Annotated in this window: 20 protein-coding genes; 7 read left to right on the top strand and 13 right to left on the bottom strand. The window is 33.5% G+C overall.

Annotation, left to right across the window (positions count from 1 at the left end; translation table 11 throughout):
• Positions 1 to 182 precede the first annotated feature (182 nt).
• Together VL047_RS06695 and VL047_RS06700 are read right to left on the bottom strand one after the other, a co-directional pair.
• Entirely contained in the window at positions 183 to 731 is a 549-nt protein-coding gene (locus VL047_RS06695) for an SAM-dependent methyltransferase (protein WP_325359324.1), read from the bottom strand.
• Positions 732 to 776: 45 nt separating this feature from the next.
• Positions 777 to 2,162 (bottom strand): APC family permease, encoded by a 1,386-nt coding sequence (locus VL047_RS06700; RefSeq protein ID WP_325359325.1) that lies wholly within the window; start codon positions 2,160 to 2,162, stop codon positions 777 to 779.
• 348 nt (positions 2,163 to 2,510) lie between these two features.
• Between VL047_RS06700 and VL047_RS06705 the strand changes: the two genes are divergently transcribed.
• The 7 genes from VL047_RS06705 (at position 2,511) to VL047_RS06735 (ending at position 7,601) form a co-directional block, all read left to right on the top strand.
• On the top strand, positions 2,511 to 3,140 hold the full coding sequence (locus VL047_RS06705) for a DUF6266 family protein (protein ID WP_325359326.1): 630 nt from the start codon (positions 2,511 to 2,513) through the stop codon (positions 3,138 to 3,140).
• An 80-nt stretch (positions 3,141 to 3,220) separates the two neighbouring features.
• On the top strand, positions 3,221 to 3,595 hold the full coding sequence (locus VL047_RS06710; RefSeq protein WP_325359327.1) for a hypothetical protein: 375 nt from the start codon (positions 3,221 to 3,223) through the stop codon (positions 3,593 to 3,595).
• 2 nt (positions 3,596 to 3,597) lie between these two features.
• Positions 3,598 to 4,116, top strand: coding sequence for a CHAP domain-containing protein (locus VL047_RS06715; RefSeq protein ID WP_325359328.1), 519 nt, complete (start codon positions 3,598 to 3,600; stop codon positions 4,114 to 4,116).
• A 5-nt stretch (positions 4,117 to 4,121) separates the two neighbouring features.
• On the top strand, positions 4,122 to 4,622 hold the full coding sequence (locus VL047_RS06720) for a hypothetical protein (RefSeq protein ID WP_325359329.1): 501 nt from the start codon (positions 4,122 to 4,124) through the stop codon (positions 4,620 to 4,622).
• A gap of 124 nt (positions 4,623 to 4,746) precedes the next feature.
• The gene (locus VL047_RS06725) at positions 4,747 to 5,076 is read left to right on the top strand and encodes a helix-turn-helix domain-containing protein (RefSeq protein ID WP_325359330.1); all 330 of its coding nucleotides are present in this window, start codon (positions 4,747 to 4,749) and stop codon (positions 5,074 to 5,076) included.
• Positions 5,073 to 5,930: a hypothetical protein gene (locus tag VL047_RS06730; protein WP_325359331.1), complete on the top strand. Its 858-nt coding sequence runs from the start codon at positions 5,073 to 5,075 to the stop codon at positions 5,928 to 5,930. Before VL047_RS06725 ends, VL047_RS06730 begins: the two co-directional genes overlap by 4 nt.
• A gap of 135 nt (positions 5,931 to 6,065) precedes the next feature.
• Positions 6,066 to 7,601 carry a capsule assembly Wzi family protein gene (locus VL047_RS06735; RefSeq protein ID WP_325359332.1) on the top strand — a complete coding sequence of 512 codons (1,536 nt, stop codon included), beginning with the start codon at positions 6,066 to 6,068 and terminating at the stop codon, positions 7,599 to 7,601.
• A 32-nt stretch (positions 7,602 to 7,633) separates the two neighbouring features.
• Here VL047_RS06735 and wecB read toward each other — a convergent pair whose 3' ends face one another.
• The 11 genes from wecB to VL047_RS06790 form a co-directional block, all read right to left on the bottom strand.
• Entirely contained in the window at positions 7,634 to 8,722 is a 1,089-nt protein-coding gene (gene wecB, locus VL047_RS06740) for a non-hydrolyzing UDP-N-acetylglucosamine 2-epimerase (protein ID WP_325359333.1), read from the bottom strand.
• Positions 8,723 to 8,724: 2 nt separating this feature from the next.
• A complete protein-coding gene (locus tag VL047_RS06745) occupies positions 8,725 to 9,492 on the bottom strand; it encodes a WecB/TagA/CpsF family glycosyltransferase (RefSeq protein WP_325359334.1) in 768 nt (255 codons plus the stop codon).
• Positions 9,485 to 9,997, bottom strand: coding sequence for an acyltransferase (locus tag VL047_RS06750; protein ID WP_325359335.1), 513 nt, complete (start codon positions 9,995 to 9,997; stop codon positions 9,485 to 9,487). Before VL047_RS06750 ends, VL047_RS06745 begins: the two co-directional genes overlap by 8 nt.
• Positions 9,998 to 11,257, bottom strand: a complete 1,260-nt coding sequence (locus VL047_RS06755; protein WP_325359336.1) for a hypothetical protein — start codon at positions 11,255 to 11,257, stop codon at positions 9,998 to 10,000. It lies immediately after the preceding gene.
• Positions 11,254 to 12,300 carry an O-antigen ligase family protein gene (locus VL047_RS06760; RefSeq protein WP_325359552.1) on the bottom strand — a complete coding sequence of 349 codons (1,047 nt, stop codon included), beginning with the start codon at positions 12,298 to 12,300 and terminating at the stop codon, positions 11,254 to 11,256. The genes VL047_RS06755 and VL047_RS06760 overlap by 4 nt, the downstream gene beginning before the upstream one ends.
• Before the next feature lie 220 nt (positions 12,301 to 12,520).
• Positions 12,521 to 13,966, bottom strand: a complete 1,446-nt coding sequence (locus VL047_RS06765; RefSeq protein ID WP_325359337.1) for a lipopolysaccharide biosynthesis protein — start codon at positions 13,964 to 13,966, stop codon at positions 12,521 to 12,523.
• An 8-nt stretch (positions 13,967 to 13,974) separates the two neighbouring features.
• Entirely contained in the window at positions 13,975 to 14,973 is a 999-nt protein-coding gene (gene pseI, locus VL047_RS06770) for a pseudaminic acid synthase (RefSeq protein ID WP_325359338.1), read from the bottom strand.
• Positions 14,963 to 15,493 carry an acyltransferase gene (locus VL047_RS06775; protein ID WP_325359339.1) on the bottom strand — a complete coding sequence of 177 codons (531 nt, stop codon included), beginning with the start codon at positions 15,491 to 15,493 and terminating at the stop codon, positions 14,963 to 14,965. Before VL047_RS06775 ends, pseI begins: the two co-directional genes overlap by 11 nt.
• A 3-nt stretch (positions 15,494 to 15,496) precedes the next feature.
• On the bottom strand, positions 15,497 to 16,534 hold the full coding sequence (locus VL047_RS06780) for a hypothetical protein (protein ID WP_325359340.1): 1,038 nt from the start codon (positions 16,532 to 16,534) through the stop codon (positions 15,497 to 15,499).
• Positions 16,531 to 17,721, bottom strand: a complete 1,191-nt coding sequence (locus tag VL047_RS06785; RefSeq protein WP_325359341.1) for an ATP-grasp domain-containing protein — start codon at positions 17,719 to 17,721, stop codon at positions 16,531 to 16,533. The genes VL047_RS06780 and VL047_RS06785 overlap by 4 nt, the downstream gene beginning before the upstream one ends.
• A 56-nt stretch (positions 17,722 to 17,777) precedes the next feature.
• The gene (locus tag VL047_RS06790) at positions 17,778 to 19,571 is read right to left on the bottom strand and encodes a cytidylyltransferase domain-containing protein (protein ID WP_325359342.1); all 1,794 of its coding nucleotides are present in this window, start codon (positions 19,569 to 19,571) and stop codon (positions 17,778 to 17,780) included.
• Positions 19,572 to 19,574 lie beyond the last annotated feature (3 nt).

Consider the following 19,574-nt stretch of genomic DNA (forward strand, 5'->3'; position numbering starts at 1 on the left):
AAAATGTTACCATATTGGTTACGCTATAACTTAAATAAACGTTAAGATAAATGGAACACAAAATTCACAATCCATTTATCTTAACATCCAGCCTTAAACATCCTATTTCTTAATGCGAATAGCAACATATATTGCAAATAACAATAAATCTTAGCAATGAACTATGCATTTAAATCAGCCCTTTAATTAATAACCCCTCCTTCAGGAACCGTCCAGAAGTAAATCGTAGAGCCATCAACAGTTTGCGTCTTTTCAGGCTTCCAATCTCCCATTGTAAAAGCGTGAGATACAATTCTGGTACCTGGTTTAAGTGCCAAAATTTTCGGACGCAATTTCATGTTCACATCAGGTAAAAGATACAAGGTAATCACAGAAGCTCCGCTTAAATCCGTATCAAACAGATTGGCATTTAAAAACTCTACTTTATCACTTACCCCGGCACTTTTAGCATTGGCATTCGCCTCTGCAATTCTTTGAGGATCAATATCGTATCCCTTTCCCGTTGCGCCATAATCTTTAGCAGCCGTAACAACAATCCTTCCATCACCACATCCTAAATCATACAATACATCACCAGCTTTTACATCAGCCATTTTCAGCATAGCATCAACAACTGCCTGTCTCGTTGGCACATATGGAACATCTAATGCCGGGCGGTCTTGTGCATTAGTAAGGGTAACAGTGCATACTAATAAAAGTAGGGCCCCAATTAATTTTTTTACAGATTTCATCTCATTTAATTTAAAGGTTAAAAAATATATGAATTATAATTATATCTAAACTTCCATTTCATCAATCTGATATTCCTCATTCTTAAATCTTCTCTTCTCTATTCTTTGGAATATTGTAAGAAGCAGTGCCCCAACAAATAATACAATCACACCAACCAGTGCGCCAATACCTGTATACATCAAACTTGAACACAAAAGATAAGCACTTGTTAAACAGAAAATAATAGGTGTGATCGGATATAGTGGAACACGAAAAGCTCTGTGTGCATCAGGCTCTTTTTTACGTAATATAAATAATGCAATGCCCACTAATAGGAAGAAAAACCAAAAAACAGGTGCAGTATATTCAATAATAGTTTCAAATCCGCTACGTGTAAACAAACCTAAACTTATTAATATCAAAGAGATCAACCCTTGCACCAGAAAAGCGTTCACCGGCCCCGATGTTTGACTATTCCATTTTCCAAGAAAAGATAGTACCTTAAAATCCTTACCCAATGCATAATTTGTTCTGGCTCCTGTAAAGATCGTTGCATTTGCAGATGTCAGTGCAGAAATTGCTACAATAATCCCGATAAGCCAAACACCGGTTTCTCCCCAAACAATCCTCATAAGGTCTACTGCTACCGCATCAGATTGAGCAATGCTGCTGTGTCCCAATGCCCTCAGAAATCCTATATTAATTAATAGGTAGGCTGCCGTAATGATCAATATACTGATAACCAATACCCGAACCATCTTTTTCTTCCCAGCTTTCAATTCAGCAGATATATACGCTGCCTCATTCCATCCACCGAATGTTAGAAGAACAAACACCATCGCCAAACCTAAAAAGTTGCCAGAAGTTGTGGGTGGTTCTATTACAGCAGATGTTGGTTCAACAAATTCGGGTGCAAAGATCAACCCTGCTGCAGCAATCAATAAAACACCAGCCACCTCAGTCACTGTAAATAACTTTTGCGTACCAGTCCCCAGCCTGATTCCCATAATATTAATGGCAGTAAGAATTACGACTATAAGTGCCGCATATATGACAGAAGAGAACTCTCCGAGATTGTATATCTGGCTAAAATAATCTCCGAAAATATAAGCTAGTAAGGCGATTGATCCAGTTTGAATAACACTCATTCTGGCCCAGGCAAAAAGAAAAGCGAGCTTTTTTCCATAAGCCCTGCCAATAAAGTGATAATCTCCACCGGCATTGGGAAATGCAGTGGTCAGTTCGGCATAACAAAGAGCACCAATTAAAGATACTCCGCCACCCAGTATCCAGGCAAATAAAAACAATGAATCAGAATCTGTATTGGCTGCAACTAAAGAAGGAGTCCTAAAAATCCCCGCACCAATTACAATTCCTACAATAATTGCAACGGCATCAGTAACGCTTAGCTGGTGTTTAGGTGCCACGTTTTGAGTGGTATCTTTTTCCATAATTTAGTCATATATAATTAGTATTTAAGTGTTTAACTTTTGTTCTACTAAAAATACCTATTAACAACCAAATAGTTTGATACGTAGGATTATTGTTACAATTATACGGATGTTAGAAGCACAGCTATCGTTCCCCCTCTCCTAACCCTCTACTCTTACCCAATCACCAGCACTTCTTAACTCTCCAGCGAATTCATCTTTATTCTTACCAACCAAATACAAACAAGGCTAATCAATATTCTCAAAAAATAGCCAGGCGCAATAGCCTACGATATGTTTGTTCCCAATGATTGCAAACCGGTTGCTCATTCAATTAACAAATTCATTCACATTTTAAATCTTAAAAAAATGGCAATTTATGCAAAAGGACCCTTAGGTTCATTCTCAGGAAAACTTGGAAACATCGTAGGATCAAACTGGCGCTCTATCGACTACTTAAGATCCTTACCACGACCGTCAAAGAAGGCGGCAACAGAAAAACAACTCGCACAACGTTCCAAGTTTGCACTAACAATTGATTTCCTCAGTCCCTTACGAAGCTTTATCGATATGGGTTACAACGATTCAAACCAGCAAAAGATGACAGCCTTTAACCAGGCAACCAAACATTTGCTACCAAGAATTGAAGGCCAATACCCGGATTTCATAATCCCTTATGACGAGGTAATCCTTTCAAAAGGTTCATTAAAAGGCATCACAACACAGGCGGAAATCAACCTCGATGGAGATCTGCAAATCAGCTGGGACCCATCCATCAACCCCTTATCTTCTGAAGCCGATGATCTGGTTTATATCATCATGTATAATGAAACAAACAAAGATTACTTCCTGTATCAAAACGCGACTCGCGGAGCAGGTGAAGATATCATAAACACCGAGTTCATGGGTCAGGGAGAGCTTCACATCTGGGCTACAGCAATGTCTAGTGATGGCTCAAAACGTTCAGAAAGCAAGTATTACGGATCGGTTACGCTCTAGTAACACCCTTGCATCATAAGGAGGCCCTCGCAAGAGGCCCTCCTTTTTTTTCCATTCACTCACCACTAAATTCCATCATCATGAATCAGATTCAAACAGTTTTCGACCAGTTCAACTACTTCTTCCATCAGCACAAACTAGGTTTAATGCTGATATTATCCATCCTTATATTCATTTTCTTTGGCGATACCATCCGCTGGATAGACATCACCGCAGCTCCCATTGATCTGGGCGTACTGGCCGTCATCCCCCTATCCGCCATCACCGTTATCTCCTTTATGATCTTAACCGGATGGATGATCTCCTGGCAATGGCCCGTATTAAGCGAATACCAACACGAATTCTTAGAAAAAACCTTTAAATCCCTACTATCATGGCAAAAAGCATTGATCTACTTCTCCTTTTATTTAGCAGTTTTCTATGCCTTCATATTAGCAACAGCAGCCTTTATGTAAACTTGGCAGCAGAAAACAAAGCAACACTACAAGAACAAACAACCTTAAAGCGGGCGCAAATCCGCAAAATCTATACACAGGAAATCGGCGTACGCGAAAAAACCAATAAAAACGATGGCGAACGCGTTGCCGAATACCTAAAATACACCCAGTTAAACGAAGGCTATGCCTGGTGCGCAGCCTTCGTTTCCTGGTCATTCGGCCAGGCAGGGCTACCAGAACCCCGAACGGCATGGTCTCCTTCACTATTCCCTAATAAGCGAATCATCTGGCAAAAGAATCAAAACAACTCCAACAGAAGCCTTAAAAAGCCCCAGCAGGGCGATGTCTTTGGAATCTATTACAGCAATTTAAAACGCATTGCTCATGCCGGATTCGTAGATCAATGGGATGATAAATACGTAATCACTGTTGAAGGAAATACCAACGACACAGGCAGCCGCGAAGGCGATGGCGTTTATCGCAAAAGAAGGCCTGTCAGCAGCATCTATCAAGTATCCGACTGGATCACCAAACCCTAGAAATCATGAAAAAATCTTATTTAGCAATCTTAATCTACTGCAGCTTCCTGATAAGCTGCAGTACAATCAGCAAGCAGCGCTCAGCCCAAAAATCCACAAACAATAGCGAGAGTCAATTCATAGAAACCAGCCAGCATCAGCTCGATAGCCAGGCAAGCCAGTGGCTCCAAAGCTGGTTGCAACAGCTGCAATTCAGCACAACCCTTATCCATTCCGATTCAACAATCAGCTACCTGCCAAACGGTGGCTTCCAACTCAGCCGAGGCAGCATCATCCTTACAGAATCATCGCAGCAGTCAAGCTTCAATCAAGAAAGCAAATCGAGCGAAAAGCAAGAAGGCCGCTATCTCAATCAACAAAGTACCAGCAGCCAAAAAGAACAACAAAGCAATAAGCAAAGCGAGAAAGAACGTCTACCCGCTATCCCACCTTTTTGGCTTGCCATATTCGGTATCCTGGCCCTACTATCTCCACTCCTTTTAGCTCGTTTAAACAAAAGGCACTAAAAAAGACACTTTTATATTCGTAAGTGAATATGCTCCTTTGCTGGCACAGAGGTACATAGCTATGGTCAAATCTGTGTAAAAGTATCCCACTTAAATTGTTTAACGTATAATTAAATTTTATATTATGAAAAATGCAAATTTCACTGATGAATTATCTATGCTTGTAAAGGTTCTTAACAAAGTACATCAAACTAACGAACAGATTATTAAATCTATTCTAGAAATTAAGGCACAAGAAACTGCACCAGTTTCCGTATTGCATGACCTTATTTTCATTGAAGAATTATCCGAAAAACTACGTATCAGTACCAGTACCATTTATCGCTATGTAAGCGAAGGTATTATACCGTGTAGCAGAATCGGTAACCGGCATGTATTCTTTGAAAGCGATATTAAACGCTTTCTGAAAGAAAACTACAGAAGTAATCAAATAAAAAATAATAAACAACCATGAAGAAAGGAATCTACCTGTTCTCACAGTATTCTTACCACAAAGGTGTGGAGGAAACGGGACTCTTAGAGGACGCAGAAAAAGTGTTGCAAACAATGGCAACCAAACAGCAATTGTTAAACCTATATAAAGAGGCGAAGTTAGATCCTGATTTAGTCAGGATCCTTCGCCTTTATTTTAACCTGGCCAATGAACGGACGCCTGATGAAAGTCCGTCGCCAGAAGGATTAGAATACCTCACCACACTTTGTCTCGAGATATACCATCTTTTAACCAGCAGTAGCGAGAAAGTAGACGAACTCCTGTTATTCAGGATCTTTGTTCGTTTAAACTTCAACAAAGATCAAATTATAGACTATTACACCAACAAGCTTGATAAGCTGATAGAAGACCTACCCAAGAATCGAGATCTAATAGAAGGCTATTTAATAGAATGCGATTACCCCGCTAAAAAGAACACCGCCTTTACAAGCAAAAACCACAGCCTCGGCAGAGAGATAAAAGGCCATCTCGAAGTAGCCATGAACCAGCACGATAGAAAGCTCAGCGATTATAACACCTACCCTCCAGCCGGGCTTTTCAGAACCAATGTAAGCCTTGCATTAACTATGTATTTCTTTAAACTGCTAATTAATGTCGGAATCTTTGAAATAATCGGTTCTCATACAGATTTTTGGAAAGCGCTTAGTAAGCTTATGAGAGGAAAGAATGGAAAAAGATATGATCACAAAGTTATAAAAGCCAAATTTTCAAGTAAAGATGTCAAAGATATGGAGAAAGCCACTACCTACACTAATTTAATAACTACTCAAATAACATTCGATACCGATGTATCCAATAAGGGAAGAATAAAGTAATCTAATAGATGTAGAAAATCACCCAAAATGGGTGATTTTCTACATACTCTATAGCAAGTATTAATGCTATAGAGAATTTATGAACTGTAAGTAGTATTTTAGCAGCTTTGATAGCCTATCACCAATTTATTAAAAATGATACGATCCTTGTTTACAGTTCTAGTTATTACCCTCTGCTTTCATTTACACACTTTCGCGCAAGACTCCCTCTTCCATTATGAAGTAGAAGCTCAAACAAGTGCTACTAGTAATGGCGTTGTTCCATTCTGGATGCGATCAAACCAATTTGGTTCCATACCTACAGCTGGTGTCTCGGGGAGCTTACTTGCCAGAGCCTCTAAAACCTACGATACAACAAGAAGCGATAATTGGTATGGCAAAGAAAAACTAATTGACTGGGGGGCAGGATTTGAAGGCAGAACCAACCTCGGAAAAGAATCAAACCTATCTTTGATAGAAGGCTATGGTAAAATGCGAGTGGCCATCTTTCAACTTAAAGCAGGAAGAACAAAAGATGTAATGGGACTTAATGGCGATAGCTCCCTTACTTCCGGGAATTTTGCAGTATCCAGCAATGCATTAGGAATTCCGAAGGTTGAAATTTCTATACCTCAATATTATACATTACCTATCTGGGATGGCTTGATAGCCATTAAAGGTAATTTTTCGCATGGTTGGGCTGGAAAATTTACTGTACCAACTAAAGGATTAACAAACCCCGATATCCTAGGAGATCATATTATATATCCAACTACCTATTTCCATCAAAAATCCCTATACGGTCGAATTGGTAGAGATGATTGGAAATTAAAATTACACGGAGGCTTTAATCATCATGCGATGTGGGGAAGTGAACGAGATGTTTATGGTGATCATTTTAGTCTTTCAAATCTTCAAACTTTCTTCTATATCGTAACTGGTAAAGTTTATGGGAATAATATTATTGGGCAATCTAAAATAGGAAATCAAATAGGTTCTATTGATGTAGGCATTGAATATGATTTTGAGAGTACAAACCTTCTAATTTATAGACAGAATTTCTACGATGTTGGTGCACTCTCGAAATTAGCTAATATCCGTGATGGCCTAAATGGTATTCGCTTAGAAAATAAAAGATTCAAATATTCAAATGAGAGGTCTTTTCAATGGAAAACTATTCTTTTTGAGTTTCTTTATACTAAGAACCAAGCAGGTGAACTATGGTCTAAATATACCAAATCTGGCGATGAAGATTATTATAATAATTATTATTATTATGAAGGATGGTCTTATAATGAAAAAGGTATAGGAACACCTCTTATTACAACTCAATTTGAAGCAAAAGAAGGACTTGTTAGCAATCCAGGTCAATACTTTATCAATAATAGACTTTATGCTTTTCACATCGGTTTTTCAGGTTCTGTGAAAGACTGGAATTTTATTTCTAAAACAGTGTATTCTAGAAATTTTGGAACGTATGGAACCAGTTCTATCGGTGGATCTCAAGGAGAGATAAGATATCCCCCAGTATATGGAATCTTTAAAACTGTAAATCAATTTTCAGGATACTTGGAGTTACAAAAAGAAATAAAAAAGGAATTTACTGTTGGAATAGTTGGAGCAATAGATCAAGGGCAGTTATTAGACAATTCTATAGGCTTACAATTGCGCTTAATTAAACGCTTCAAATAAATTGAAAGTAGTCTAAACAAAAAAAAGATAGCTTATGCTATCTCTAATAATTTATCTACAATTCTCTCAGCCGTTTTACCATCCCATAAATCAGGAATTCTTCCTGACTTCCAATCTCCATTAAACAGTATATCCATCGCTGGTTTTATAGCCTTCGGATTTGTACCTAAGAGCTCATTCGTCCCCATAGTACATGTTTCAGGCCGCTCAGTATTATCACGCAAAGTCATACAAGGTATATTCATTACTGTAGTTTCTTCGGTAATACCACCCGAATCAGTAATTACAGCTTTTGCATGCTTAACCAAATAATTGAATTCTAAATAACTTAGTGGTTCAATCATATATAAATTGCTTGCCTTAATACCAATATGTTCAATTATTTGTGCAGTTCTAGGATGAACGGGAAACACTAGTGGTAAACCTCTACTTTGTAATATTATTTCATCAATTAAAGTTTTCAAGTGTAACTCTTGATCAACATTTGCAGGTCTATGCAAGGTCATTACAATATATTCCTTTTCCTTTAAAGACACCTTATCCCAGACTGGTGGCTTTATAAATCGAGGCATTTGTTTTAGCAAGGTATCAATCATTGTATTGCCAACATGAAAAACATTTTCTTTCTTTATTCCTTCATTCCTTAAGTTTTCATTTGCTAGTTCAGATGTTGTAAAGAAGTAATCTGTAATGGCATCAGTTACCATCCTATTAATCTCTTCAGGCATGGTTATATCTCTTGATCTTATTCCTGCCTCTACATGAGCTACTTTAGTATTTAATTTTTTAGCAACAATACTACAGGCCATTGTTGAAGTTACATCACCAACTACAAGAACTATATCAGCAGGATTTGTCATAAGCTCTTTTTCAAAGCCAATCATTATTGCTGCTGTTTGTTCTGCTTGCGTTCCACCACCAGCACCTAAATTTGCATCCGGCTTTGGAATATCAAGCTGTTCAAAAAAATCACCACTCATTTTCTTATCATAATGCTGCCCTGTATGCACTAAGCGGAATGCAATATCTTTTTTATCAGACTGTGCTTGTTGGATTGCATGAATAATAGGTGCTATTTTCATGAAATTTGGACGAGCACCGGCAACTATTGTAATTTTCATTTTTATAATTTTTTATTAAGTCCTAATTTATATTTAATAACCATCCCAATAAATTGAGTATTTGTTATTAAATAACGTTTCCACATTCTACCAGGCTCTTGTATCACTCGGTAAAGCCATTCTAAACCGCTATTTTGCATCCATTTAGGTGCACGTTTAGTTATCCCAGCCACCACATCAAATGAGCCTCCTACTCCCATTGTAAATGGTGTATTCATAATATCTTTGTAAGCATTAATAAAGATTTCTTTTTTTGGGGAAGTAATTGCTACAAATAGAATATCAGCTTTACTATCAGCTATCTGTTTAGCAATTTCTGGTTCATCTTCTTTACTATAATAGCCATTGCGATATCCTGCAATAATGCCGGGAGAATAGATATCACTGTATTTGTCAACAACTTTTCTTACAATATCCTCTTTTGCACCAAAAAAGAAAATACGATAATTTCTCTGGTTTGCCAACTTTACTAAGTTCTCCATTAAGTCAATACCCGCTACGCGTTCAGGCAATGCTTTACCCAATAGCTTAGATGCCCATACCACAGCCTGACCATCTGCATTAATAATGTTGCAATTAATTATAGATTCTTTTAATTGAGCATCTTTCTGCATATTGGCTAACTTTGCTGCATTTACCACAACGTGTTGCAAAAAAATACGATTTTCAATACTATGGTCTATAATCGCTATAGTTTGTTCCATACTAAGCTGATGAATTGGGCAGCCAAATAGTTCAATCTTAATTATATTTAAATCTATTTTAGTCATTTCTATATTTCAATATTTTTGCAGGCACTCCTCCCACAATTGCAAAATCAGGTATATTTTTTGTTACCACGCATCCTGCTCCAATTATTACATGAGATCCTATTATAACACCAGGCAACACGACAACATTAGCGCCAATCCATACATCATTACCAATAACAACACTTTCAGCAGTTTCACCTTGAAATTGTATAGGAATATCTAAAGATGCATACTGATGATTTTTTGTATATATTTTTACATCTGGTCCCATAATCACATTATTTCCAATAATTGTGTTAGATTGAATAATACAGTTTGTTCCTAATTCTGAATAATCACCAATTTCTATAAACATCGAAACATCAGCATTTCTTTTGATCCTTATTTTTTTCCCAGCTTTATTTACAAAGTTTTTGACAAGGAATCTTCGTAAATGAGGGCTAATGATTGCATACGGACGATATATCTCAGGAGTAAACCGAAATAAAAAAATATAAAAAAAATATAAAAGTTTTCTAACCATTTACGATAATGATATTTGATTTATATTAGTAATAGGTATCATAATACTCTTATTACTTTCACAAAAAGTATTAAAGAATTGAGATTCATTTGATCCAATTAAAACATATGTTCGTTTTAAAAAATGTATTGCATCAAAATGACAAAAAGATGAAATTGATATATGTGCTATTGCTTCTGATATTAATTTCTCTGATGAAACATTTCCTTCATAATATAGTAAACAATCTGAGTTTCTTAGACATAATTCTTTAATTTCAAATGAAGCTTCTCTTTCCGAAGGATGCGGCTTGTATACTAATTTTAAATCTTTGTTTTTTAAATATTCCAAACTATCCATAATAAAATTAGAAATAGAGTCTTTATTTTGACCTTGTCCTGTATAAATCAGATATTTAAAATCAAAAGGATTTTGTTCATATTTTACAAGTTCATATTTCATTGAAGATTGATAATCTATATTAACAGGAAAATTTGACCTCTTAATCTCTTTAGCCCAGAAATCGTTGTAAACAAGTATTCTGTCAGGGAGTGGAAGTCCTTCTGTATAATGATAATTATATCCAATATGACTTTTCCCAATATGACCATGTTGGATTTCAGTTACGGGTATTAATCGTTTCTTTAATACTGCACATATGTAAGATTTAGAATAAGCAGAAACGAGATATGCTCCTTTGCACTTTTTCTGAAATGAAAAAACTATAGTATAGAAATTATACTTAATAATAAAGTCTAGATAGTATCGCAACAATTTTTGACGGCTAACTTTAATATTTAAATAGCAACACTGATTATAAGTCTCTTCAAATTTATAAAAAGCCCAAAATTTACTTAAGATTACTGATAACAAATTTGTAAATACGTTAAATACACTATCAGAAAGCACTGAATTCTCTTTATAAAAATGATCGAATTTTTTAACGTCATTAACATTGTTCAGAGTTAAAAAGACCTTGCAATACTCAATTGCGACTTTCTCATATGGGAAATATAAATCAACAACTTTATCTTGATACATTCTTAATCCCCTAGAAGATCCAAAATACATATATTCTTTATTCAGTCCTTTAAATAAGTTCAAGATATTAATCCCTATTAATTTAAGATGTTTTTTCTTATGAATTGTTTTTGAGGTGTTTTGTACAAGGTTATCAAGAAATAAATTGAACTTCACATGAATCCAAGCATTAGTATCCTTATAGCGAAATGAGTTCATAATTTTAACATTCTTTTCTAATTCGTCAAATTTCAAATTCATAACCTTATTTTACTATTTGTAAGAATCGCCAATATTGCAATTATAAATAAACCAACTCCATTAATTAGAATAGGGACACTAATACTAGCGAAAGCTATATAAAATAACAAAAGGTTTTTTGTCATTCTAACATTTATAAATGGTGTCACAGAGAGGTAATTAAATTTAGCCTTTTGAATAGTTAAGAAAAAAGCAATAATTATAATGATACCAAGACCATATTCAGCTAATAAGGATATAATAAAAACATCAAAAATAGGCCCATATGCTTGATCAAATCCTAAATAAATTCTTTCTGCAATATCTAACTCTCTGTATACATTCTGATATTGTATAGACATAATACTCCCAAAAGTACCAGGACCAGAACCAAAGGGTGCATAATAATTGAATACTTTTAACCCTGAAAAAAAGATTTGAGTTCTAACTTGGTCTTCTGTAAATGTTTGCTGATTAATCTCTCCAAAAAGTCGATCAGTTAGGAAAGGCACTATAAATATTAAAGCAATACATCCAAATTGGTAAAATGGTCTAAACTTAGATTTGATCTTAAAACTCAAAAAGAATACAATAATTAAAATACCAAATAAAATATCCTTTCTAGTAAAAGTTAGTAGTAGGAAAAGTAAGCATAAACAAGTGATCTGCAACTTGTACTTGTATATGAACAAAAATAATTTATTTACATGCTGTTTTATATTAAGTAATAAAATAATACAAAAAACGAGATATCCTGAATAGACTGTTCTTGAGAAGAAAATGCCACCTATTGTAATTCCATTAATTCCTCGCACATCCTGATTTGATCTTATATATAAATTTGGAACAATAAAATACAAAACATTTATTACAATGCTTAGAATAAACAAAATAGAAAATATACGAATAAATATCTTAAAGAATTGATATTTATATATTTTAGATTTGAGGCCAAAGTAATAAAAAACAAATAAAAACTTAGAAGTAATAAAGACCTGAATATAACTTGTTAATGGTAGTGTATTATATAATAATAAAAAAAAAGAATAAAGAAAATAAATCATCACAATAGTAGTAATAGACTTATTAGTTAAGGAGTATCTCTTGAATTTAAAAAGAACTGCGATCAAGAAATACAAACAAATTCCGTCATCAATAACACCAATAAATGGTATATTCAAATTGATTAGTGGAAGAATTAGAACACACAAAAGTAATGTCAGGTCAAACTTTACCCAATTATTTATAATCGCTAACTTACGTTTGTTTTGAATAGTTATCACTTTAGATATTAATATATTGAGGGTCGTTTATCATTTTTTTTGCTGTCTTAAAAGAACCAAGGAGATTCTCTAGATTTAAGATAATAAATAACAACAAGGGTAGTATGAAAAGCCAATTATTAACATTCAATAAAGTTAATATTAAAGCTAATAGATAAGGCAACATAATATAATGAGGGATCACTGCTTTTAATAGTAATTTCCAAGTGGAAGTTCCTTTTAAGAGCTTTATACCTGAAATGCCATTTGCTAAAACGAAAAATAGGTAAGATACCATAGTAGCTATGATTACATACTCATATGACAAGTTAAGAAACTCAACAATTATAAAAGCAACGGATAAATTAATTAAAAAAGCTACCACTGATACTATAGCAAGATTTTTCTCCTTATGTTTTGCCATTAATAGACCTTGGTAGCCAAAACCATTTGTATATAAAACTATACTCAAAACTATAAGACGAAACCCGAAAAGTGTACTATTATATGTGGGAAAAAACTGTAAGAAAACTGGAAAAAACAGTAATGATAATTGCATCAGTAAATGGGCCAGCACTATATAATCTTTCCGTAACTTTTGTATAAATCTTTCAGCTTCTTCTACCTCACTATGTGCAAATTTATTAAGCATTTTAGGTGTAATAAGGAATGTAATGGAGTTAAGCAAAAGAATAAATATATTGGCAAGAGTATAGAAAAATGTAAAGAAGCCAAACTCTTCAACAGTATAATAATGACTTATAATGGTTCTAATACTTATAATTATAAAATAAAATGAACTGGTATAGATAAACAAATAAAGTCCTTTTTCTAATAATGCTCTTATCAAAGGTTTATTCCATTGAAGATTTAGTTTTATTGGATTGTTGTATAAGTAAACTCCAAGTATCAATACATTTGCTATTACGTTTATCCATATCATAGCATATAATAATTTTTCTCCTCTAAAAAACAATGAAACTATAAGGATTGAAAGTGGTAATAATGACTGACTGAATGAAATTTCTTTTAGCTTTCCGAAAACTCTATATATATTAGAAAAAATTGTATTAAAATATTGTGTGACTACAATTATAATCAGAGGTAATATAAATTCTAGCAATCTATATTTAGACCCAATCTCCGGAAAATATAAGACAATAATAAATAAACAGCCAATAGCTGCTATCGATGTTATTAAAGTTAATAATAATCCAGAGTTACAAATCAAAGTTAATTTTTGATTATCCTGTTTATTAATTGAACCCATAACATTCAAAGAATAAGGGACACCAAAATTAACTTGTGTAAAATATTGCATAACTAAATTGAAAAACCCCCAGATTCCTAAATAAAGTGGTCCTAAGTAAACTGCAATAAATAAGGAATTAATAAATTGAATAAAATATGTACCATATCTACTTGTTAGGTAAATAACTGAAGGGCTGGCAAGTAATTTCTTAATCATTATTCTTATTATAAAAGAAAGGGATCTCCTTTTTTATAATTTCTAGGAGCAACTTTTCCTATTAACTCTTTCAAATATCTAGGAGGCATTCCATTCCCTGGCCTAACCGAACGAATATTCTTCTCTGTCAATAATTCACCTTTTTCAATATCCTCCACAACAAATAGTGAGCGTCGTCTTAATTTATTACGCTCTGTTAATGTATATGTGATTTTACCTAAAGAGTTGTAAGCATCTCTGCAAGCTTGTACCATTTCTTTAAATTCAGGGGGCTCCATAGAGAAAGCAGCATCGGGACCACCCAAATTTCTATCTAAAATGAAATGCTTTTCTACAACACGAGCACCTAAGGCTATAGCAACTACTGGAATAGTATTTCCCATAGTATGATCCGAAACTCCAACTTTAACATCAAATGTCTCCTTTAAGTTCGGAATTGTTAATAAATTAGCCATATCTGCAGTAGCCGGATATTCAGAAGTGCATTTTAATAATGTAACATCGTTATTTCCTACACTTCGACAAGTATTTACTGCTAATTCAATGTCGGAAATTGACGCTACCCCTGTAGAAATAATTATTGGTTTTCCGGTCTTTGCTACAGATTCTATTAGTGGTATATCTGTAATCTCAAAAGAAGCGATTTTATATAGTGGTACATTTATAGACTCTAAGAACTTTACACCTTCCAAATCAAAGGGAGAAGAAAAAAATACCATTCCTAAATTTTCAGCAACCTCCTTCAGTTTAGGTTGCCAATCATAAGGCATAGCTCCTTGAGAGAAAACTTCATAAGGAGTTTTACCTTTCCATAAACCATCCTTTCTTGGGCCAAAAAAGTCATTGTCAACATTTAAGGTTAAGGAGTCTGGTTTAAAGGTTTGAACTTTAACTGCATCTGCTCCTGCCAAAGCCATTGCATTTATTGTTTCTACCGCAATATCGAAATTGTTATTATGATTGGCAGACATTTCCGCAATTATAAATACATCATTCCTATTCCACATTATATTTTAATTTAAATTTTTCAATAGTATTAATTTTTTTTGCGGGACATCCACCTAGAATCGAAAATCCCTCGAATGGTTTAGTAACAACGCTACCTGCGGCTATTAATGTGCAATCTCCAATAATAACACCCGCCACAATGGAAGTATGAGCGCCTATCCAACTTCCTTTTCCAATTATAATAGGCTTAGATTCAAAGCCCCCAAATCTAAAACTATCATTTTTAAGCAAATGATTTGAAGCTGTAATTGACACAAAATTCCCAATTAACACTTCATCTTTCAATATTATTTCGCCTTGCCCTAGATATGAATTAAAACCTATATAAACATCATTGCCAACTAATAATTCATTTGGATTAAAGATAAAAGCTTGACTTCCCACCTTAAAATTTTTACCGAATCCTTTTAAATATGGCTCATATAATTTTCCTCGAGCACGATCACCATGAGGACCATCTGGTATGAAAAGCATTTTGATTTTCATAAACAGCCTTACTCTTTTCGTTATTTTTTTCATAAGTTAGGATATATAAGACATAATAGTCTCATTATAAATTCTTTCAGCACCATGAGCATCTATTATATTTTTCATATTTTTAGCCATTGTAACTCTTCTTTTATGACTTTTTAATAAATCCGCAATGGTTTCTCCAATTTCATTAAAACCTAACTCATCACCTATTCCCAAGTTGACTCCCACTCCTAAGTCTGTAAGTTGTTTTGTAATTTTATATTGTAACTTATGAATGGATATAGCGATAAAAGGTGTCTTAGTTAAACATGCTTCATATCTAGTTAAACCACCATTTAATATAATAATATCATTATTACACATCTCCTCTGCCATATTCTTTGAAGTATTCAGAAGTGTTATATTCTTCTCAAAACTCTTACACAACTCTTGAACTTCCTGATATTTAGGTGAAATAGATGATAGAATTACTGTTATTTTATAATCAGAATTTTGTATACTGTTTAAAACTTTTAACGTAAAACCATGAGGATCACTTCCACCCATGGTTATTAATATTTTATTTGCAGATTTACGCTGAATTCTTTCAATATCTTTAAATTCTTTGCGAAATGTAAAATAATCTTTACCTGACATTAATTTAAATTTACCATATCTCCCTATAATTTGTTCCTTCTTGGACAGATTAAGCGATGGAAAAAAACTTAAATGCTCATATCGATTCTTTAAATCAAATAAAAACAATGTGATGGAAACAATAAATAACGAGGGGTATCTTGCTCTAAGCCAATAAAGTCGATTATATTCAGTTTCAACTAAATCAATTATTGCTAACTGAACATTCATTACTTGCTGAATTCTTTTAATAGAAGTACTTGCTTCATTTTCATCAAAAGAAGATGTTTGGAATACTTCATATCCATTATTTCTTAATGTTTCTTGAAATGGAGAATCGTCTTTAATAAGAAAAACAACTTGGTGATTCATTGTACGAAACACATCTGCTATCACCAAGCTTCTTGATATATGTCCAAAACCTGTAATAATATCTCCGTTAGTAAAAAATATAACGCATGGTTTAATCATTCTACGTTAATCTGGATTAAATCTCTATAATATTTTACTTTTCTTTCAGCAGTTTCAACATCAACTCCGTATGCTATTATCTTTCCAATTCTATCTGTACCTTTCCTTAAAATATTTACTTCTTCATTTACCTCGGGAGTTACTTCATACTCAATTAGCTCCTTTTCATTGAACCCTTCTTGTAGAATATAATTTCTAAAAAGGCCATCAATAGGAGATTCAATTATTAAGGCTGCTATTGGTTTTTGATGTTTAAATCTTAAATCTACATTTAAGTTCATCGCATTTTTAATGGTATTTCCTACCCAATCGATTCCTGAATGATATGTTACTAATTCAGGAAGACAAGTAGCTCCTATCCTGGCTCCTACTTCGATTACTTTCACTTTCTTAGATTCATTATCTAGGATTAAATCAACATTAGCCGGACCATTTTTTATTCCTAATGCTTCAATTGCATTTCTAATATCTCTTTCTGCTTCATCTTTTTGTTCATCAGAAAGGTGAGTAAAGGGTAAAGAATGTCCAATAGGAATCATAAAAGGAGGTGAAGATATTGTATCATTATGAAGTAATACTATTTCACATTTTCCATTAACGGAGAAAGTCTGTGCACCAAACTCCAACCCTACAACATATTCTTCAACCAAAATCGACTTACCCCTTGTATACTTAAAAGCTTCATTAAATGCAAAGTCGATTTCTGAATCAGCCCCAACTTTTACGATACCTCTACTACCCGAACTATCAGGAGCTTTAATAACACATGGAAAACCAATTGAAGTCGCTGCTAATCTAGTGGAGTCTAAATTATCAACGATTTCAAAATTAGGTTGGGCGCATTGCTTAACTTTTAATCGTTTCCTTGTCTCGATTTTATTGCTACAGAAGTTTGCAACCTCATAGCTTACTCCTGTTAATCCTAAGGCATCATTGACAAACCCAATGGTAGGAACTGGCAAATCACTTTGCATAGTCATAATACCATTGATTTCATGTTTCCGAGCAATAGCCAATATTTCTTCTTTATCTAAAACATCAATAGGGTATGAATAATTGGCCAATTTCATTCCTATTGCTTCTGGATTTTTATCTACTACTATGATTTCTAAATCAAGCTCTTTCGCTCTTGTAATTGCGGGTAATTGACCAAACCCTGCACCAACTATCAAAATTTTATATTTCATCTTTTAATTACAAAAACAGGTTATTTATCCATAATAAAAATATTGTATAACAGGACCTAGATTTCTTTTTTTACTGGCAAAGTAGTGTATTTAATTATCCTGTTTATCAACTCCTTATCTGTTTTATACATCACAGCTTCATTTTTGTTCATATTAACAATTTGTTCATTGTTATCTAAAAAATCATATAACTGTTGAGTATAATCTCTTCCTAGTGATTCAAAATCAATTCTTTCATCAAGTACATTAAAGAATTTCAAATCACTTTCGTAATCTAGTGTTAATCTATAATCTCTTTGTAAAGATTCTGGTAAGGTTAATGTGTTTAAACAAAAATAAGTAGGATTGTTAATAAAATAATAAACTAAGTATTCAGAATACTTAGCATCAGGAAAATACTCTTTGGCTCTTTCTAAAGCTTCAACATTCATAATATTAACACCAAATCCAATGGGTGCACCTTTAATCGCTGTATAATCCGCACTTGATTTAAAATGGCTTTTTAATGAACAATTAAATATTTCATTTGAGATTAATGGCATATCTGCAGTTACTCTACAAACCAAGTCGAAATCATAGATTTTTGCTACATCAAGTACCCTTTGCATCACATCTTCAGGGTCACCTTGATAAAAGCCTACATCATTGCTATACGTATAATCTTTTAATATTTCATCATCAGGTAAAACGCTTGTAGCTAAGACCACTTTATCTACATTTTCTAATTTAAGAACATTTTTTATGCAATACTCTACACTAGTTAAATTGCCTATCTTTAATAAAGCTTTCTTTGGTAATCTTGTTGATTTCATCCTACAAACTACCACAATACCAATCTTAGCTTTTTTAAAATCTTCCTTTAAAAGTGTTTTTCCTGCTTCAACATCTTTTGATAGAATATATTGGGATGTAATTAATTCATTTATCTCCTTTACATTCAAACCATCTTGATTAGATCTTCTATAAATAAAATCATTTTGTAATGAAGGAATCTTGCCTTTTTTTAGATCCCTTTTTAAAATAGGTTTCATTAAGGTTTTCTCGAAATATTCAATCTCAGGTTTAATAATGAATGGTTTTTCATTTAATTCAGCATATGTATTTACTTTTTTAACCAAACTTCTAAAACCAGCTGGGGTTAGACTAGAAAAATGATCATATTTTGTTTCTCTTGTATCCAACATAACATGTTTCTCTATGATCCGCGCTCCCATCATATATGCAACCACAGGAAGCCAAATGGCATTTTCTGTGGTTCCGTCGGTATGATCAGCAAATACAAGCTCGTAGGGAAATGATTCTTTTAACTTATGGATTTTTGATAGGCCGGAATCTTCTAAACTTGTAGGATAGGCTTGAAATCCAAACTCCAAAAAGATTGTTTCAGGTTTTAATTTATTTTTAATACTAAGAATTATATGATCTATGTCTTCAATTGATTGAGCAGCAATATTAAGTATCAATTTTTTATTAGTAAGACCAATTTTACTTAAAGCATCGATTATTTCATTATTATATAAAACAGATGCTTGAAATTTAACACCGTAAATAATATCTATATTTTCCATATAGATATTAACTCCGTATGTGTCAAATATATCTAACCAGATGTCTTTAGTCTTAGACGCTTTTAATATTAGGGTCTTCCATACTTGACTATTAAAATGTAACTCTTTATATAATTCATAAGCCCTGAAATCCTTCAATGCTATTAAGTCCGGATGAAAACATTGAAATTTAATCCCAAATCCATCTTTTAAATCATCAAAAGACTCAATTAATTCATTTATGTAGTCAATATCTCCACCATGAGAATTGGCCAATTCTATTATATAATATGGTTTTTCCATTAT

The sequence above is a fragment of the Albibacterium sp. genome (assembly GCF_035514885.1).
Classification (GTDB): domain Bacteria; phylum Bacteroidota; class Bacteroidia; order Sphingobacteriales; family Sphingobacteriaceae; genus Albibacterium.

Coding starts and splice junctions, on each gene's coding strand:
- pseI (WP_325359338.1), bottom strand. CDS start 14,973: ATGTGGAATAGGAATGATGTATTTATAATTGCGGAAATGTCTGCCAAT.
- VL047_RS06755 (WP_325359336.1), bottom strand. CDS start 11,257: ATGAATTTGAAATTTGACGAATTAGAAAAGAATGTTAAAATTATGAAC.
- VL047_RS06780 (WP_325359340.1), bottom strand. CDS start 16,534: ATGATTAAACCATGCGTTATATTTTTTACTAACGGAGATATTATTACA.
- VL047_RS06725 (WP_325359330.1), top strand. CDS start 4,747: ATGAAAAATGCAAATTTCACTGATGAATTATCTATGCTTGTAAAGGTT.
- VL047_RS06695 (WP_325359324.1), bottom strand. CDS start 731: ATGAAATCTGTAAAAAAATTAATTGGGGCCCTACTTTTATTAGTATGC.
- VL047_RS06765 (WP_325359337.1), bottom strand. CDS start 13,966: ATGATTAAGAAATTACTTGCCAGCCCTTCAGTTATTTACCTAACAAGT.
- VL047_RS06745 (WP_325359334.1), bottom strand. CDS start 9,492: ATGACTAAAATAGATTTAAATATAATTAAGATTGAACTATTTGGCTGC.
- VL047_RS06705 (WP_325359326.1), top strand. CDS start 2,511: ATGGCAATTTATGCAAAAGGACCCTTAGGTTCATTCTCAGGAAAACTT.
- VL047_RS06700 (WP_325359325.1), bottom strand. CDS start 2,162: ATGGAAAAAGATACCACTCAAAACGTGGCACCTAAACACCAGCTAAGC.
- VL047_RS06775 (WP_325359339.1), bottom strand. CDS start 15,493: ATGAAAAAAATAACGAAAAGAGTAAGGCTGTTTATGAAAATCAAAATG.
- VL047_RS06760 (WP_325359552.1), bottom strand. CDS start 12,300: ATGATTTATTTTCTTTATTCTTTTTTTTTATTATTATATAATACACTA.
- VL047_RS06730 (WP_325359331.1), top strand. CDS start 5,073: ATGAAGAAAGGAATCTACCTGTTCTCACAGTATTCTTACCACAAAGGT.
- VL047_RS06710 (WP_325359327.1), top strand. CDS start 3,221: ATGAATCAGATTCAAACAGTTTTCGACCAGTTCAACTACTTCTTCCAT.
- VL047_RS06750 (WP_325359335.1), bottom strand. CDS start 9,997: ATGGTTAGAAAACTTTTATATTTTTTTTATATTTTTTTATTTCGGTTT.
- VL047_RS06735 (WP_325359332.1), top strand. CDS start 6,066: ATGATACGATCCTTGTTTACAGTTCTAGTTATTACCCTCTGCTTTCAT.
- VL047_RS06785 (WP_325359341.1), bottom strand. CDS start 17,721: ATGAAATATAAAATTTTGATAGTTGGTGCAGGGTTTGGTCAATTACCC.
- VL047_RS06720 (WP_325359329.1), top strand. CDS start 4,122: ATGAAAAAATCTTATTTAGCAATCTTAATCTACTGCAGCTTCCTGATA.
- VL047_RS06790 (WP_325359342.1), bottom strand. CDS start 19,571: ATGGAAAAACCATATTATATAATAGAATTGGCCAATTCTCATGGTGGA.
- wecB (WP_325359333.1), bottom strand. CDS start 8,722: ATGAAAATTACAATAGTTGCCGGTGCTCGTCCAAATTTCATGAAAATA.